We start from the raw sequence: 14799 nt of genomic DNA, 5'->3' as shown, positions 1-14799 counted from the left end.
CGATGGAGCGTCCTCGTCCCATCGTCATTCTGGCGATATCGATTGCGATGTTGGCAGTCCTTGCGTTCATTGGCCACATTATCGGCTCCAAGAAACAGCAAGATCAGGAATATCTGGACAGCGCCGCGGAGCTGGACAAGATTGCCAGTTTCCGATTCGAGAATGACAGAGGGCTTTCGCCTTGCGACGCCCATGAAAGGAAATTTTTCTGGGCGGCGCAAAGCAAGCTCATCGCGATAGGTGAGTCAAACGCGGATCTCTGGGTGCTGGTCGAAGCTGCTTTCTCCGAGCCCGAGCTTGTGGTCTTTGGTGCTGACTACATAAGAACTTATCGAATTTTTGGGCAGATCGATTTCCGGTCCCCGGAAAGCAGCTTGTTGTCGGCAACCCAACAAAGAATCTCAGCTGTGTCGCTTACGAGATTCGAGCAATTCGAGATTGTTAATCCGATTGTTCGTCATACCCGCTACGCGATGACAGCCAGAGAGTATGGATACGACGGCGTTAACCTGTATTTCGGGAGTGGAGAAGACAGTTGCGCTTTCGCATGGACGCCGCGGGGGGCGGGGCCAGGCGGCCTGATCGCGGAGATGGTCGCAGAGGCTTCAAATACAGCACCATCGACGGAGAAACTACTCGAGCTGGCACGGTCTATAGATCGTTTGGACAGTGCGCGCCAAGCTGGCCAATAGGCTTCGGGGCCGGCGAGAACCCTGCTGAACCCTTAGCGTCAGGGAATGCCATTGGTTTGCCGGTGTGCGTCGATGGCGATGGTAACCTTCGCCCCCTTTCCCCGATCCCAAGCCCCGCATGTCCCAGGTCCGCTCGACCCGCCTCAGCCCCCTGTCCGCCCTGATCTTCAGCTCGCGCTGGCTGCAGCTGCCGCTGTACCTGGGCCTGATCGTCGCCCAGGCGATCTATGTCTGGCAGTTCGGTGTCGAACTGGTGCACCTGGTCGACCAGGTGTTCTTCGACGGCCACGCGCAGCCCGGCGCCGTCGGCGCCGAACAGACCGCGGAAGTGGCGATCATGCTGATCGTGCTCGGCCTGATCGACGTGGTGATGATCTCCAACCTGCTGGTGATGGTGATCGTCGGCGGCTACGAAACCTTCGTCTCGCGGCTGGGCCTGCAGGGCCATCCCGACCAGCCTGAGTGGCTCTCCCACGTCAACGCCAGCGTGCTGAAGGTGAAGCTGGCGATGGCGATCATCGGCATCAGCTCGATCCACCTGCTCAAGACCTTCATCGAGATCGGCACGCTCGGCACGCCGGGCAGCCGCTTCACCGAGGCCGGGGTGATGTGGCAGACGATCATCCACTGCGTGTTCATCCTCTCGGCGATCGGCATCGCCTGGACCGACAAGCTGATGACCGGCACGTCGAGCAAGCGCGAACAGATCGCGGCGCACTGACGCGGCGCGGCTGGCGGGCTTCTCGTAGGAGCGGCTTCAGCCGCGAGCTTGTCCCGATGGCGAAACGACGGCCGCAAAGCTCGCGGCTGAAGCCGCTCCTACAGGTTGCGCGGGTGGCGTCGCCGGGACTGCGACGCACCCTCGCGTAGAATGCCGCGATGGATGTTTCCCACCTGCTCGACGGGCTCAACGACGCCCAGCGCGAGGCCATTTCCGCGCCGCCGGGCCACTATCTCGTGCTTGCCGGCGCCGGGTCCGGCAAGACGCGCGTGCTCACCCATCGCATCGCCTGGTTGAACGAAGTGTTCGGCGTGCCGGTGCACGGCATTTTCGCCGTCACCTTCACCAACAAGGCCGCCGGCGAGATGCGCCATCGCGCCGATGCGCTGCTGCGCAACGGTTCGCGCGGGCTGTGGATCGGCACCTTCCACGGCCTCGCGCACCGGCTGCTGCGCCTGCACTGGCAAGATGCGAGGCTGCCCGAAGGCTTCCAGATCCTCGACAGCGACGACCAGCTGCGCCTGGTCAAGCGCGTGGTGCGACAGCTGGAACTCGACGAGGCGCGCTTCCCGCCCAGGCAGATCGCGTGGTGGATCAACGGGCAGAAGGACGAGGGCCGGCGCCCGCAGCACATCCAAGCGGATCGCGACGAATGGTCCGACGTGATGCTGAAAAGTTACGCGCTGTACCAGGAGCGCTGCGACCGCGCCGGGCTGGTCGATTTCGCCGAGATCCTGCTGCGCGCGCACGAGCTGCTGCGCGACACTCCGGCGCTGCTGGCGCACTACCGCCAGCGCTTCGGCCAGCTGCTGGTGGACGAGTTCCAGGACACCAACGCCATCCAGTACGGCTTCGTGCGCCTGCTCGCCGGAGATACGGGCCAGGTGTTCGTGGTCGGCGACGACGACCAGGCGATCTATGGCTGGCGTGGGGCGAAAGTCGAGAACGTGCAGCGCTTCCTGCACGACTTCCCGGGCGCGCAGACAATCCGGCTGGAGCAGAACTACCGCTCGAGCGCCAACATCCTCAATGCCGCCAATGCGGTGATCGCGCACAACCCGGCGCGCATGGGCAAGCAGCTGTGGACCGACAGCGGCGAGGGCGAGCCGGTCGACCTATACGCGGCCTACAACGAGATCGACGAGGCGCGCTTCGTGGTCGAGCGCATCGGCCAGTGGGTGCGCGACGGGGGCAGCCACGGCGACTGCGCGATCCTGTATCGCAGCAACGCGCAGTCGCGCGCGTTCGAAGAGACGCTGCTGGCCGAGCAGATCCCGTACCGGGTCTACGGTGGCGTGCGCTTCTTCGAGCGCGCCGAGATCAAGGACACGCTGGCCTACCTGCGGCTGGTCAGCAATCGCAGCGACGATGCGGCGTTCGAGCGCGCGGTCAACACGCCCACGCGCGGGATCGGCGAGCGCACGCTCGACGAGGTGCGCCAGCGCGCGCGCGCCGACAGCGTGTCGCTGTGGGAGGCGTCGATCCGCGTGTCGCACGGGAACGGACTGGCCGCACGCGCGCGCAACGCGCTGGCCGGCTTCCACGGGCTGGTCGACGCGCTCGACGGCGAGGTCTCCGAGCTGCCGCTCAAGGACAAGATCGACCACGTACTGGTGCGCTCCGGCCTGCGCGAGCACTACACCAACGAATCCAAGGGCGCCGCCGATTCACGCGTCGACAACCTCGACGAACTGGTGTCTGTGGCGTCGCGCTTCGTCCGCGGCGACGAGGACGAGAGCGCGGGCCTGAGCGAGCTGGTCGCGTTCCTCGCCTACGCCGCGCTGGAGGCCGGCGAAGGCCAGGCGCAGGCGGGCGAGGACGGCGTGCAGCTGATGACCCTGCACAGTGCCAAGGGACTGGAGTTCCCGCTGGTGTTCCTGGGCGGCATGGAGGAAGGCCTGTTCCCGAATGCGCGTTCGGTGGAAGAGAGCGGGCGGCTGGAGGAGGAACGCCGGCTGGCCTACGTCGGCATTACCCGTGCGCGGCAGAAGCTGGTGCTCAGCTACGCCGAATCACGGCGCCTGCACGGCCAGGACATGTACGGCATCCCGTCGCGCTTCCTGCGCGAGATCCCGGCACCGCTGCTCAACGAGGTGCGGCCGAAGGTGCAGGTGTCGCGGCCGATGTATGCCAATGCGCCGCGACGCGACTTCGGCCACGCGGTGGTCGACGAGAACCCGGGCATCCGGCTCGGCCAGAACGTCACCCACGCCAAGTTCGGCAGCGGCATCATCACCGACATCGAAGGCGCCGGCGCGCACGCGCGCGTGCAGGTGAACTTCGACGACGCCGGCAGCAAGTGGCTGGTGCTGGCGTACGCGAACCTGCAGCCCGCGCGCTGAGGCGCGCAGAGGGATACGGGATTGCGGAATGGGGATCAGGAATTCGGCTGGAAGCCGAGACACGACGCGGGAGCCGCTTCTCCAATCCCGAATCCCGAATCCCCAATCCCGGCCTCCAGCTATTTTGCGTGCCAGTCGCCGTCGTCGCCTTTCTCGTACTTCTCCTTCACCGCTGACCACGCCACCTTGTGCGCGGTTTCCTCGCGCGAGGCGTCGCCGCGGCGGTCATCCGGATCCTTGTATTCGTTCCAGGCGTTGTTGAACGCTTCCTTGTAGATCTCCTGCGCATGCTTCGGCACGTGGTCGCGCACCGATCCGGGCAGTTCGCTGATGCGGTCGTATGGCATGGCGGCCTCCTGCTTCAATCGCTTCGATGCTGCGGCGAAGATGCCGCCGGCGGGGTTAAGTCGAAGGCAAGCCCGCGTGATGGCGCAGGGCAAGCCGGCTTCCGCGCGCCGGGGAAATGGCGGCCGCGGCCGTTCCCGCAGGCAGGCCACCTAGTTGCGGATCACCAGGTCCGGGGCTTCATCCAGCGTGCCATCGGCCTGCAGCACCACGAAGCGCTTGCCGTCGCGGGCGAACAGCACCGGGACCGGATCGCGGAACATCGGCCTGCGCACGAAGCGCAGCGTCCAGCCGAAGTGTTCCAGTGTCTCCAGCGCATTCAGTTGTGCGGGGCTCAGTCCCGCACGCAGCGTCTCGTCGTCCAGATCCCCGGATTGGCGTCGTTCGCGGCCGTACATGTCGTGTCCTGTCGGTGGTCGCAGCGCGGATTCTCGTGCATGGGCTTTGCATGCGATGTGAACTGCAGCGCTTCACCGGGATCTCACCGCGGCCGCCGTAGGGTCTGGGGCCCGTCGCAAGCGAGAGTCGCCAGTGGCCAAATTCCACGCTATCGCAAGGGCCGCAGGGCGGCGATCGTCGCGGCAGGATCGCTGACGTGGCACGCCCGATCTGGACCGGTACCCTGTCGTTCGGCCTGCTCAACGTGCCGGTGTCGTTGATGTCCGGCGAGCGCAAGGTCGACCTGAGCTTCCGGATGCTCGATTCGCGCGACCGGAAGCCGATCCGCTATGAACGCGTCAATGCCGAGACCGGAGAGGAAGTGCCGTGGAAGGACGTCGTCAAGGCGTTCGAGTACGACAAGGGCAGCTATGTCGTGATCGAGGAGCAGGACATCAAGTCGGCCGCTCCGGAGAGTCATGAAACCGTCGAAGTCGAGACCTTCGTCGATGCCGGCATGATCCCGCCGCAGTTCTTCGAGAAGCCCTATGTGCTGGTGCCGGCGAAGAAGGCCGAAAAGGGCTACGTGCTGCTGCGCGAGACGCTGAAGGCGACGAAACAGGTTGGCATCGCGCGGGTGGTGATCCGAACCCGCGAGTACCTTGCCGCAGTGATGCCGCAGGACGATGCGTTGCTGCTGATGCTGCTGCGCTATCCCCAGGAACTGGTCGACCCGGCCGATTACAAGCTGCCGGAAGGCAAGCCTTCGACTTATCGCATCACCGCGAAGGAAATGGACATGGCCAAACAACTGATCGGCTCCATGTCGGGGAAGTGGGTGCCGGACGACTACCATGATGAATTCCGCGCGCGCCTGGAAGCGGTGATCAAGAAGAAGATGAAATCGAAGGGTGCGCTCGCCAAGGCCGAGGACAACGAGCCGGAGGCCGCAGAGGACACCGCCACCAACGTGGTCGACTTCATGTCGCTGCTGCAGAAGTCCATCGCCAGCAACAAGCGCACGCCGGCGAAAAAGGGCGCGGCGAAGAAGACCGCCCGGAAGACCGCGAAGAAGAAGGCGCCGGTGAAGAAGGCCCCGGTTAAGAAGAAGACTGCCACCGCGGCCGGGAAATCCGCGAAGCGCAGGACCGGCTAGGGCGGTCGACGCCGTGCCGGCCATGGGTCACCGGTCATGAGCCTGCGCGACTACGCGCGCAAGCGTCGCTTCGACCAGACCCCGGAACCGGCTGCCAATGCCGGCCGCACCCCGGGTCATCGCCCGGTCTTCGTGGTGCAACTGCACGATGCGCGATCGCGCCATTACGATTTCCGCCTTGAAATGGACGGCGTGTTGAAGAGCTGGGCCGTGCCGAAGGGCCCCTCGCTGCGGGTGGGCGAGAAGCGGCTCGCGGTGGAAGTCGAGGACCATCCGCTTGACTACGCCACCTTCGAGGGCGACATCCCCGCGGGCAACTACGGCGCCGGCCACGTCGATGTATTCGACCACGGCCACTGGGCCTGCGACGGCGATCCGCTCGAGGCACTCGCGGCCGGCAAGCTCGATTTCACCCTCAGCGGCGGCAGGTTGCAGGGCGGCTGGAAACTGGTGCGCACGAACATGCGCGGCAAGCAGAGGCAGTGGTTGCTGATAAAGCGCGACGACGCGCACGCCGCCGACCGCGAGGCCGATGACCTGGTCGCAACCCCGGCCCAGTCGACGAAGGCGGGAAAGCGCGGGACGGCGGGCGCGAAGAATGCCGCAGTCGCCAGGAAGGCCGCAAAGAAGGACGCGGTCTGGCGCAAGCGTGCGCTGGCGCTCGATGGCGCACGCGACGGCCACATGCCGGTGGGCTTCGCCCCCGAGCTCACCTTGCTGCGCGCCACGCCTCCTGCCGGCGACGACTGGCTGCACGAGATCAAGTGGGACGGCTACCGGCTGATGACCGACGTCGTCGACGGCGTTGCGAAACTGCGTTCGCGCGGCGGCCTGGATTGGGACGAAACCTTTCCGGACGTGGCCAAGGCGGTCGCGGCGCTGCCTGTTGCCGACGCCTGCCTCGACGGCGAACTGGTGGTGCTGGCCGAGGATGGCCGCAGCGATTTCTCCGAACTGCAGCGCGTGATCGACGGAACCTCGAAAGCGCCGCTGCGATACCTGGTGTTCGACCTGCCCGGGCTCGCCGGCGTCGACCTGCGCAAGGCGCCGTTGCAGGCACGCAAGGCGCTGCTCAAGCAGTTGCTCGGCCGCAGCACCGGCGTGCTGGCGTTCAGCGACCACGTCGTCGGCCACGGTGCGGACGTGTTTGCACAGACCGGGCAGCAGCGCATCGAAGGCGTGGTCAGCAAGCGCATCGACAGCGGTTACCGGTCCGGTCGCAGCGGCGACTGGATCAAGGCCAAGCACGAGGAAAGCGACGAGTTCATCATCGTTGGCTATACCGCGCCGAAGGGTTCGCGCAGCGGATTCGGGTCGTTGCTGCTGGCGACGCGCGAGCGCGCCGGGCTGCGTTACGTCGGCCGGGTCGGCACCGGGTTCGATGCCGCGGCCCTGCGCACGATCCACCAGCGCCTGCAGGCGATCGAACGCAAGACCGCGACGGTCGAACTGCCGGGCCACGTGTCGTTCCCGACACGCGGCGTGCACTGGGTGGCGCCGAAACTGGTGGCCGAGGTCGCGTTCCGCGGATGGGCCAAGGAAGGGTTGCTGCGCCAATCCAGCTTCAAGCGCCTGCGAGCCGACAAGCGGCCGCGCGACGTCGGGCCGCAGGTCGCGGGATCGAAAAGCCAGGCCGGGAAAACGCCGATGACACGCAAGCCAGCGAAGGACAATGCGCGGATCACCCACCCCGAACGCGTCGTGTTCGAGGGTGCGGACTACACCAAGGGCGATGTCGCCGACTACTACCGCGGCGTAGCGCGGTGGCTGCTGCCGGAGCTGGTCGACCGGCCGCTTTCGCTGCTGCGCTGTCCCGACGGCAGCCAGGGCGAATGCTTCTTCCAGAAGCACCATGCCGGCAGCCTCGGCGACCACGTGCATGCCATCGCGCTGAAGCAGAAGAGCGGCAGCGAGCAGTACCTGTACGTGGATTCGATCGAGGGCGTGATCGACCTGGTGCAGATGAACACGCTGGAGTTCCACCCGTGGGGTGCGCGCATCGACGATCCGGAGCAGCCCGACCGGCTGGTGTTCGACCTCGATCCCGGCGAAGGCGTGCGCTGGCCGGCGGTGGTCGCCGCTGCGCGCGACTTGCGCGGCAAGCTGGAGCAGGCCGGTCTGCAAAGCTTCGTGCGCCTGTCCGGCGGCAAGGGACTGCACGTCGTCGTGCCGATCGCGCGCGGACCGTCGTGGGATGTCGTGCACGGGTTCTGCGAGGCGTTTTCGAGCGCGATGGCCGCACACGCGCCGGAGCGCTACGTGGCCACGATGTCGAAGGCGAAGCGCCCGGGGAAGATCTTCATCGACTGGTTGCGCAACACGCGCGGCGCCACCAGCGTGGCGTCATGGTCGCTGCGCGCGCGCAGGGGCGCGCCGGTGGCGGTGCCATTGCGATGGGAAGAGCTGGGCAGCATCAAGCGCCCGGATGCGTTCGACCTGGCCAGCGCGAAGCAGCGCGCCGCGCGGCTGCGCAAGGATCCGTGGGCCGGGTTCGACGGGCTCGGGCAGGCGCTGCCGGATATCACGGAATGAATCGCCCGGGGGCCCGTCGTCCGCGAGTGCTGCGTGGGCCGGTGCGCGACTGGCCGCGCCAGCGCACACCGGCGCGGAGCCGCGGCGCTCGACCCGTTCCGCGGAGCGCTTCCGCTAGTTCCAGTCGAACAGCTTGAAATACGTCTGCGGCGGGTTGTCGCCTGCCTTGTCCGGCAGGCCGTCGCCGTTGCGGTCGTAGAGGTAATAGACCGGGCCGCGCGACGGCTCGACCTTCACCACCCGCAGCTGGCCGGCGACGCGGTACTCGGTGACGACGTCGCCGTTGGCTTCGGTGCGCGTGGTCGGCACGGCATCGGGCGGAATGTCGGTGGCAGGGTCGCTGGCGGGCATCGTCGCGCAGGCAGCCAGGGCCAGGAGGGCGGATGAGAGTGCGATGCGCAGCGGAACGGAGCGGATCGGGGCCATGGCGCGACTCCTCGGGGGACTGCGGGGAAGTATGCACCGTGGCGGGAAGGCACACGATGAGCGCGATCAAGCCCACTGCCGGTGCGTTGTGCCAGTGGCGTGCATGCCAGGCTGGCGAATCCGCAGGCCTCGATGGAGCAGGCCTGCCGTCAAGGCGCGCCGGCCGGTGCATCGCCAAGGCACGCCTGCCGGGGCACGCCGTAGAATCGGCGCATGACACGACTGGTCCTGATCGACGGCTCTTCCTACCTGTACCGCGCCTTCCACGCGCTGCCGCCCCTGAGCAACGCGGCCGGCGAGCCGACCGGAGCGCTGTTCGGCGTGGTCAACATGCTGCGCGCGCACCTGAAGGAGCAGCCCGAGTACATCGCCTTCGTGGTCGATGCGCCGGGCAAGACCTTCCGCGACGCCATGTACCCCGAGTACAAGGCCAATCGTGCGCCGATGCCCGACGACCTGCGCGCGCAGGTCGAACCGATGATGGAAATCGTCGAGGCGCTGGGCATCCCGATCCTGCGCGTGCCGGGCGTGGAGGCGGACGACGTGATCGGCACGCTGGCACTGCAGGGCGCCGATGCCGGGATCGACGTCACCATCTCCACCGGCGACAAGGATTTCGCCCAGCTGGTGCGTCCGCGCGTGGCGCTGGTCAACACCATGAGCGGCAGCCGCATGGATTCGGACGACGCGGTGATGGCCAAGTTCGGCGTGCGCGCCGACCAGATCGTCGACCTGCTGGCGCTCATGGGCGATGCGATCGACAACGTGCCCGGAGTGGACAAGTGCGGGCCGAAGACCGCGGCCAAGTGGCTGGCCGAGCATGACAGCCTCGACGGCGTGATCGCGGCCGCGCCCGGCATCAAGGGCAAGATCGGCGACAACCTGCGGGGCGCGCTCGATCGCCTGCCGCTGAACCGCGACCTGGTGACGATCAAGACCGACGTCGCGCTCGATGGCGGCCCGGCGACGCTGTCGCTGCGCGAACGCGACGCCGAAGCGCTGCGTGGGCTGTTCACCCGCTACGGCATGAACCAGGCGCTGCGCGAGCTTGACGGCGATGCAGCTGCGCCCGCGCCGGCGCCCTCGGCGCGGGCGGGCAAGCCGGGACGCGGCCCCTCGTTCGTCACCGCGCCGCAGCCGGAGGCGGCGCCTGATCCGGCCCTGTCGGCGCCGGGCGAGTACGACGTGGTGCTGGAGCAGGCGCAGCTCGATGCCTGGATCGAACGCCTGCGCGCGGCCGACGAGTTCGCCTTCGACACCGAAACCGATTCGCTCGACGCGATGCGCGCCAATCTGGTCGGCATGAGTTTCTGCATCGAACCCGGCGCCGCCTGCTACATCCCGCTGGCGCACGACTATCCCGGCATGCCGGCGCAGCTCGATCGCGCGCAGGTGCTGGCCGCGCTCGCGCCGCTGCTCGCGGACGCATCCAGGAAAAAGCTCGGCCAGCACGGCAAGTACGACCTGCACGTGCTGCGCCGGCATGGCGTGGAAGTGGCCGGCTACGCCGACGACACCCTGCTCGAGAGCTTCGTGCTCGATTCCGGGCGCACCCGCCACGACATGGACTCGCTGGCCACGCGCTACCTCGGCTACACCACCACCAAGTACGCGGACGTGGCGGGCAAGGGCAGCAAGCAGATCCTGTTTTCGCAGGTCGCGATCGACGATGCCGCGCGTTACGCCGGCGAGGACGCCGACGTGACGATGCGCCTGCACCGCGTGCTGGCGCCGAAGCTGGCGGCTGAACCTGCGCTGGAGTCGGTGTACCGCGACATCGAGATGCCGCTGGTGCCGGTGCTGGCGCGGGTCGAAGCCAACGGCGTGATGGTCGATGCCGACGAACTGCGCCGCCAGAGCGCCGATTTGTCCAGGCGCATGCTGGCCGCGCAGCAGCGCGCCACCGAGCTGGCCGGGCGCACGTTCAACCTCGATTCGCCCAAGCAGCTGCAGGGGCTGCTGTTCGACGAACTGAAACTGCCCGCCGTGCTGAAAACGCCCAAGGGCCAGCCGTCGACGAACGAGGAAGCGCTGGAGGCGATCGCCGACCAGCACGAGCTGCCGCGGGTGATCCTCGACTACCGCGGCCTGGCCAAGCTGCGCAGCACCTACACCGACAAGCTGCCGGAGATGATCAATCCGGACACCGGCCGCGTGCACACCAGCTACCACCAGGCCGGCGCCGCGACCGGGCGACTGGCGTCCAGCGATCCGAACCTGCAGAACATCCCGATCCGCAGCGACGACGGTCGCCGCATCCGCAAGGCCTTCGTCGCCCCGCCCGGGCGCAAGCTGCTGGCCTGCGACTACTCGCAGATCGAGCTGCGGATCATGGCCCACCTGTCGGAAGATCCCGGGCTGCTGTCGGCGTTCGCCTCCGGCGCCGACATCCACCGCGCCACCGCGGCGGAAGTGTTCGGCCGCAAGCTCGACGAGGTGACTCCCAACGAGCGCCGCGCCGCCAAGGCGATCAACTTCGGCCTGATGTACGGCATGAGTGCATTCGGCCTGGCCCGCAATCTGGGCATCGGCCGCGGCGAGGCGCAGGACTACATCGCGCTTTATTTCTCGCGCTACCCGGGTGTTCGCGACTTCATGGAGCGCACCCGCAATGAAGCGCGCGAGCGCGGCTACGTCGAAACCGTGTTCGGCCGCCGCCTGTACCTCGAGTACATCCAGAAGGGCACCCAGGGCCAGCGCGCCGGGGCCGAGCGCGCCGCGATCAACGCGCCGATGCAGGGCACCGCGGCCGACATCATCAAGCGCGCGATGGTGGCCATCGACGCCTGGCTGGCGCCGCACGCCGAGCGGGCGAAGATGATCCTGCAGGTGCACGACGAGCTGGTCTTCGAGGCAGACGAGGACTTCATCGACGCCCTGCTGGCGCAGGCGCCGCGGCTGATGTCGGCAGCGGCGGAACTGCGTGTTCCACTGGTGGTCGACAGCGGCGTCGGAAACAATTGGGACGAGGCCCATTGAGCCCTGAAAACCGCAGGAAATTCGATGAATGCGGTGGTTTCCTGAACCGGGTAAACGCCGGCTGAATCCAACAAAAACTTAACCCCGTGCTTCACGAACTATCCATGCGGCGGGTGGTCATATAGCCCGTGACAGATGCAACGTCTGTCACTGATCTCTCCCTCCCCTGGAGTGATCCCGGGAACGAAGGCCACTCCCCAGGTCCCGTTCCCACGAGCCCCGCCGGCCCCCCCTGCCTGCGGGGCTTTTTTTGCGTTTTCGTTTTCATGGGTTGGCGGTCTCCAAGCTCAAGTGCATCACTGGAGCGGGAGACTAGCGATGGGACAGCAGTACGCGCATTTGAGCACCGAAGAGAGCGGCACGATCATGGCGATGCGGGCTGGCGGCAGCAGTGGCCGTGAGATCGCGCGAGTGCTGGGTGGCCAACAGCACCATTACCCGCGATCTATGCCGCAATGCACCGCCAGCTCAGCAAACTGACTGGCCTGGCGATCTGCTTTGCCGATCCGCACAGCCCGTGGCTGCGTGGGGTCTGCGAGAACACCAAAGGATTGCTGCGCCAGTACTCCCCGAGGGCACGGACCTCTCCGTGCACTCCCAACGCCCACTTGACGCCATTGCCTCGGAGATGAACACCCGACCGCGCAAGACGCTGGGGCGGCGCTCACCGGCTGAAGTGTTCTTCGAGCATTAGATCAAGACGTGCGATGGGCCTGCACCGGCTGATGCACTTGGGGCTTGAATCCGGCGTCTTCGTCCGATCCGGGAAGGCAATTAACTGATCGCACGCTTTGTCGCGAACTGACGGGGCCCGGTACGGCCGACAGGCCTCCGCCGAATGTCCCCCGGCATCCGCCTGCGGCGGACGCCTCCTCCCTGATTTGGCCGCGGGGCCTGCCGGCCGCGCCGGGCTGCGGATCGCGGGCTTGCCGAGATTCTGGTCCCTGCACTTCGATGAGGTTGCGGCGCAAGTCGGCACGCCGCGTGCGAGTGCCGTTGGCGCGAAATCAGGGAAGGGGTGCCGGCCAAAGGCCGGCGCCGGCGGACAATCACACCAAGGGCGCCCGCACCCGGCACCACTCGTTCGCAGACGCGCTTTTCCCTCGTCGCAAGAAGGGCGCGACATGCCAATTCCCGGGGCGTGACGCGCCCTTCCGGCCGCCGCGAGTACGTTGCGGCATCTACCGGAGGGAATGCCATGTCGGACCTGCTCGAACTTTCGATTCCGTGGTGGGAGATCGTGCTGCGCGGCACGGTCGTGTACTTCGTGCTGCTGTTGCTGCTGCGCCTGTCGGGCAAGCGCACCGTCGGCCAGTTCACACCGTTCGACCTGCTGGTGCTGGTGCTGCTGGGCGACGCCATGCAGGGCTCGATGATCGCCGGCGACGGGTCGCTGCCCGGCGGCGTCATCCTCGTCGTCACGCTGCTGGCCTGGAACAAGATCGTTGGCTGGCTCACCTCGCGTAGCCGCACGCTGGAGCGGGTGGTGGAGGGCAGGCCGGTCGTGATCGCTCGCAACGGCCACGTCTACGGCGAGGCGCTCGAACGCTGCAACCTCAGCATCGACGACCTGCAGGAAGCGATGCGCAATGCCGACTGCGGCTCGATCTCCCTCATCCGCATGGCGATGCTGGAGAAGGACGGCAAGATCAGCGTGGTGACGAAGTCGGCGTGAGCGGTGGCGTGCGCTTGTCGAAGCGCGACTGCCGGGCCACGCGAATGACCAGCTCTTGTGGGGGAGGCTTCAGCCGCGAGCTTTTACGCATGACTGCAGTGCGACCGCTTTTTCCCGGGCGCCGTAACGCACGGAAGCGACATCAGTCGGAAAGCTCGCCCAGCCAGTCCCGCGGACGCAGATAGTCCTGCAGGCGGGCTTCCGGGCTGTCGGCATCCGGCGCGAACCCGTACTCCCAGCGCACCAGCGGCGGCAGGCTCATCAGGATCGACTCGCTGCGCCCGCCCGACTGGATGCCGAACAGGGTGCCACGATCCCAGAGCAGGTTGAATTCGACGTAGCGGCCGCGCCGGTACAGCTGGAACGCGCGCTCTTGCTCCCCGTACGCGTCGTCGCGGCGGCGCGCGACGATCGGCAGGTAGGCATCGAGGAAACAGTCGCCGACCGCGCGCAGGTAGTCGAAGTCGCGTTCGAAATCCGTATGCAGGTCGTCGAAGAACAGCCCACCCACGCCGCGCGTCTCGCCGCGGTGCTTCAGGAAGAAGTACTCGTCGCACCAGCGCTTGTGCGCGGCATAGCGGTCGTCGCCGAACGGCGCGCACAGGTCGCGCGCGGTGCGGTGCCAGTGCAGCACGTCGGCGTCGACCGGATAGAAGGGCGTGAGGTCGAAGCCGCCGCCGAACCACCAGGCCACCGTTTCGCCATCGCGCACCGCGCGGAAGTGGCGCACGTTGGCGTGGGTGGTCGGTACGTGCGGGTTGCGCGGATGGAACACCAGCGACACGCCCACCGCGCGCCACGAGGCGCCGGCCAGCTCCGGCCGCGCCGCGGTGGCCGAGGGCGGCAGCTTCGTGCCGGAGACGTCGGAGAAGCCGATTCCGGCCTGCTCGAACACGTGGCCCTCGCGCAGGATGCGCGTGCGGCCGCCGCCGCCCTCTTCACGAGCCCAGCTGTCATCGGCGAAGCGGGCGCTGCCGTCGGCGGTTTCTATGGCGGCGCAGATGCGGTCCTGCAGGCCGGTGAGGTAGTCTCGGACGCGGTCGATGTCTCCCATGCGGCGCATTGTAGGCGGGCGCAGCGTGGTGCCGGTTGATCCGGGTCAGGCGCCCGCCGGGAAGGAGGCGCCGCAGGTCGGGGCCACGCCCCCGGCGCGCTTTTCGCTTTGCCGCTGCGGGCCATCGTAGGGCGGGTCTTGACTCGCCTGCTGTTCGGTGGAGGTCAAAGACAAAAGCTTTCGCGCCGTGACGGCGCGAGCCACCTTTCTTTGCTTGTGCAAAGAAACCTGGCGCAAAGAAACACACCCCGCCTGCGCGCCCGGTGCGTTGCACCGGGTCCGCGGAGCCGGCGGGATTTTCCGAGCGTGCATCCTGCCCGCGCGGAAAACGCCGCACATCCTTGTGCGGCGCCCCTGCGGGGTCTCGTCCGCCGGCTCAGCCGCTATGGAGGGGCCCCGACGTCAAGATCAAGGTCAAAGGCAAAGGCAGCCGCGCATTCTTGGGTCACGATGCGGCCTGCGAGGACGTTGAGGCAGCGAGCCGTAACGGCAAATCGAC

The 14799-nt window shown here is 67.1% G+C and carries 11 protein-coding genes and 1 pseudogene; 8 read left to right on the top strand and 4 right to left on the bottom strand.

Going from position 1 to position 14799, the window contains the following annotated elements:
• The first annotated feature begins 2 nt into the window (after positions 1-2).
• From H570_RS0113235 to uvrD, 3 genes are all read left to right on the top strand, one after another.
• A complete protein-coding gene (locus H570_RS0113235) occupies positions 3-692 on the top strand; it encodes a hypothetical protein (protein WP_036136111.1) in 690 nt (229 codons plus the stop codon).
• A gap of 118 nt (positions 693-810) precedes the next feature.
• Positions 811-1413, top strand: a complete 603-nt coding sequence (locus H570_RS0113230) for a TIGR00645 family protein (protein WP_027081157.1) — start codon at positions 811-813, stop codon at positions 1411-1413.
• Positions 1414-1571: 158 nt separating this feature from the next.
• Positions 1572-3755 carry a DNA helicase II gene (gene uvrD, locus H570_RS0113225; RefSeq protein WP_027081156.1) on the top strand — a complete coding sequence of 728 codons (2184 nt, stop codon included), beginning with the start codon at positions 1572-1574 and terminating at the stop codon, positions 3753-3755.
• A 119-nt stretch (positions 3756-3874) separates the two neighbouring features.
• On the opposite strand, the gene chaB is transcribed toward uvrD, so the two are convergent.
• Together chaB and H570_RS0113215 are read right to left on the bottom strand one after the other, a co-directional pair.
• On the bottom strand, positions 3875-4102 hold the full coding sequence (gene chaB / locus H570_RS0113220) for a putative cation transport regulator ChaB (RefSeq protein ID WP_027081155.1): 228 nt from the start codon (positions 4100-4102) through the stop codon (positions 3875-3877).
• Positions 4103-4252: 150 nt separating this feature from the next.
• On the bottom strand, positions 4253-4498 hold the full coding sequence (locus tag H570_RS0113215; protein WP_027081154.1) for a hypothetical protein: 246 nt from the start codon (positions 4496-4498) through the stop codon (positions 4253-4255).
• Between the two features lie 197 nt (positions 4499-4695).
• On the opposite strand from H570_RS0113215, the gene ku reads away from it, so the two are divergent.
• Both ku and ligD read left to right on the top strand, forming a co-directional pair.
• Positions 4696-5634, top strand: coding sequence for a non-homologous end joining protein Ku (gene ku / locus H570_RS0113210; protein WP_027081153.1), 939 nt, complete (start codon positions 4696-4698; stop codon positions 5632-5634).
• Positions 5635-5670: 36 nt separating this feature from the next.
• The gene (ligD, locus tag H570_RS0113205) at positions 5671-8166 is read left to right on the top strand and encodes a DNA ligase D (protein WP_027081152.1); all 2496 of its coding nucleotides are present in this window, start codon (positions 5671-5673) and stop codon (positions 8164-8166) included.
• Between the two features lie 114 nt (positions 8167-8280).
• Here the strand turns inward: ligD and H570_RS0113200 are convergent, their stop codons facing one another.
• Positions 8281-8592 carry a DUF2782 domain-containing protein gene (locus H570_RS0113200; RefSeq protein ID WP_051176390.1) on the bottom strand — a complete coding sequence of 104 codons (312 nt, stop codon included), beginning with the start codon at positions 8590-8592 and terminating at the stop codon, positions 8281-8283.
• A 213-nt stretch (positions 8593-8805) separates the two neighbouring features.
• On the opposite strand from H570_RS0113200, the gene polA reads away from it, so the two are divergent.
• From polA to H570_RS0113190, 3 genes and pseudogenes are all read left to right on the top strand, one after another.
• A complete protein-coding gene (polA, locus tag H570_RS0113195) occupies positions 8806-11571 on the top strand; it encodes a DNA polymerase I (RefSeq protein WP_027081150.1) in 2766 nt (921 codons plus the stop codon).
• 452 nt (positions 11572-12023) lie between these two features.
• Positions 12024-12265: pseudogene (locus tag H570_RS19455) on the top strand (transposase); the annotation flags it as partial.
• A gap of 504 nt (positions 12266-12769) precedes the next feature.
• A complete protein-coding gene (locus tag H570_RS0113190) occupies positions 12770-13246 on the top strand; it encodes a DUF421 domain-containing protein (RefSeq protein ID WP_027081149.1) in 477 nt (158 codons plus the stop codon).
• A 142-nt stretch (positions 13247-13388) separates the two neighbouring features.
• Here H570_RS0113190 and hemF read toward each other — a convergent pair whose 3' ends face one another.
• Positions 13389-14300 carry an oxygen-dependent coproporphyrinogen oxidase gene (gene hemF / locus H570_RS0113185; protein ID WP_027081148.1) on the bottom strand — a complete coding sequence of 304 codons (912 nt, stop codon included), beginning with the start codon at positions 14298-14300 and terminating at the stop codon, positions 13389-13391.
• Between the last annotated feature and the right edge of the window lie 499 nt (positions 14301-14799).

The organism is Luteimonas mephitis DSM 12574 (assembly GCF_000422305.1).
Lineage (GTDB): Bacteria > Pseudomonadota > Gammaproteobacteria > Xanthomonadales > Xanthomonadaceae > Luteimonas > Luteimonas mephitis.
The sequence above is the reverse complement of the archived record's forward strand: the minus strand, read 5'-3'. Positions and strand labels throughout refer to the sequence as shown.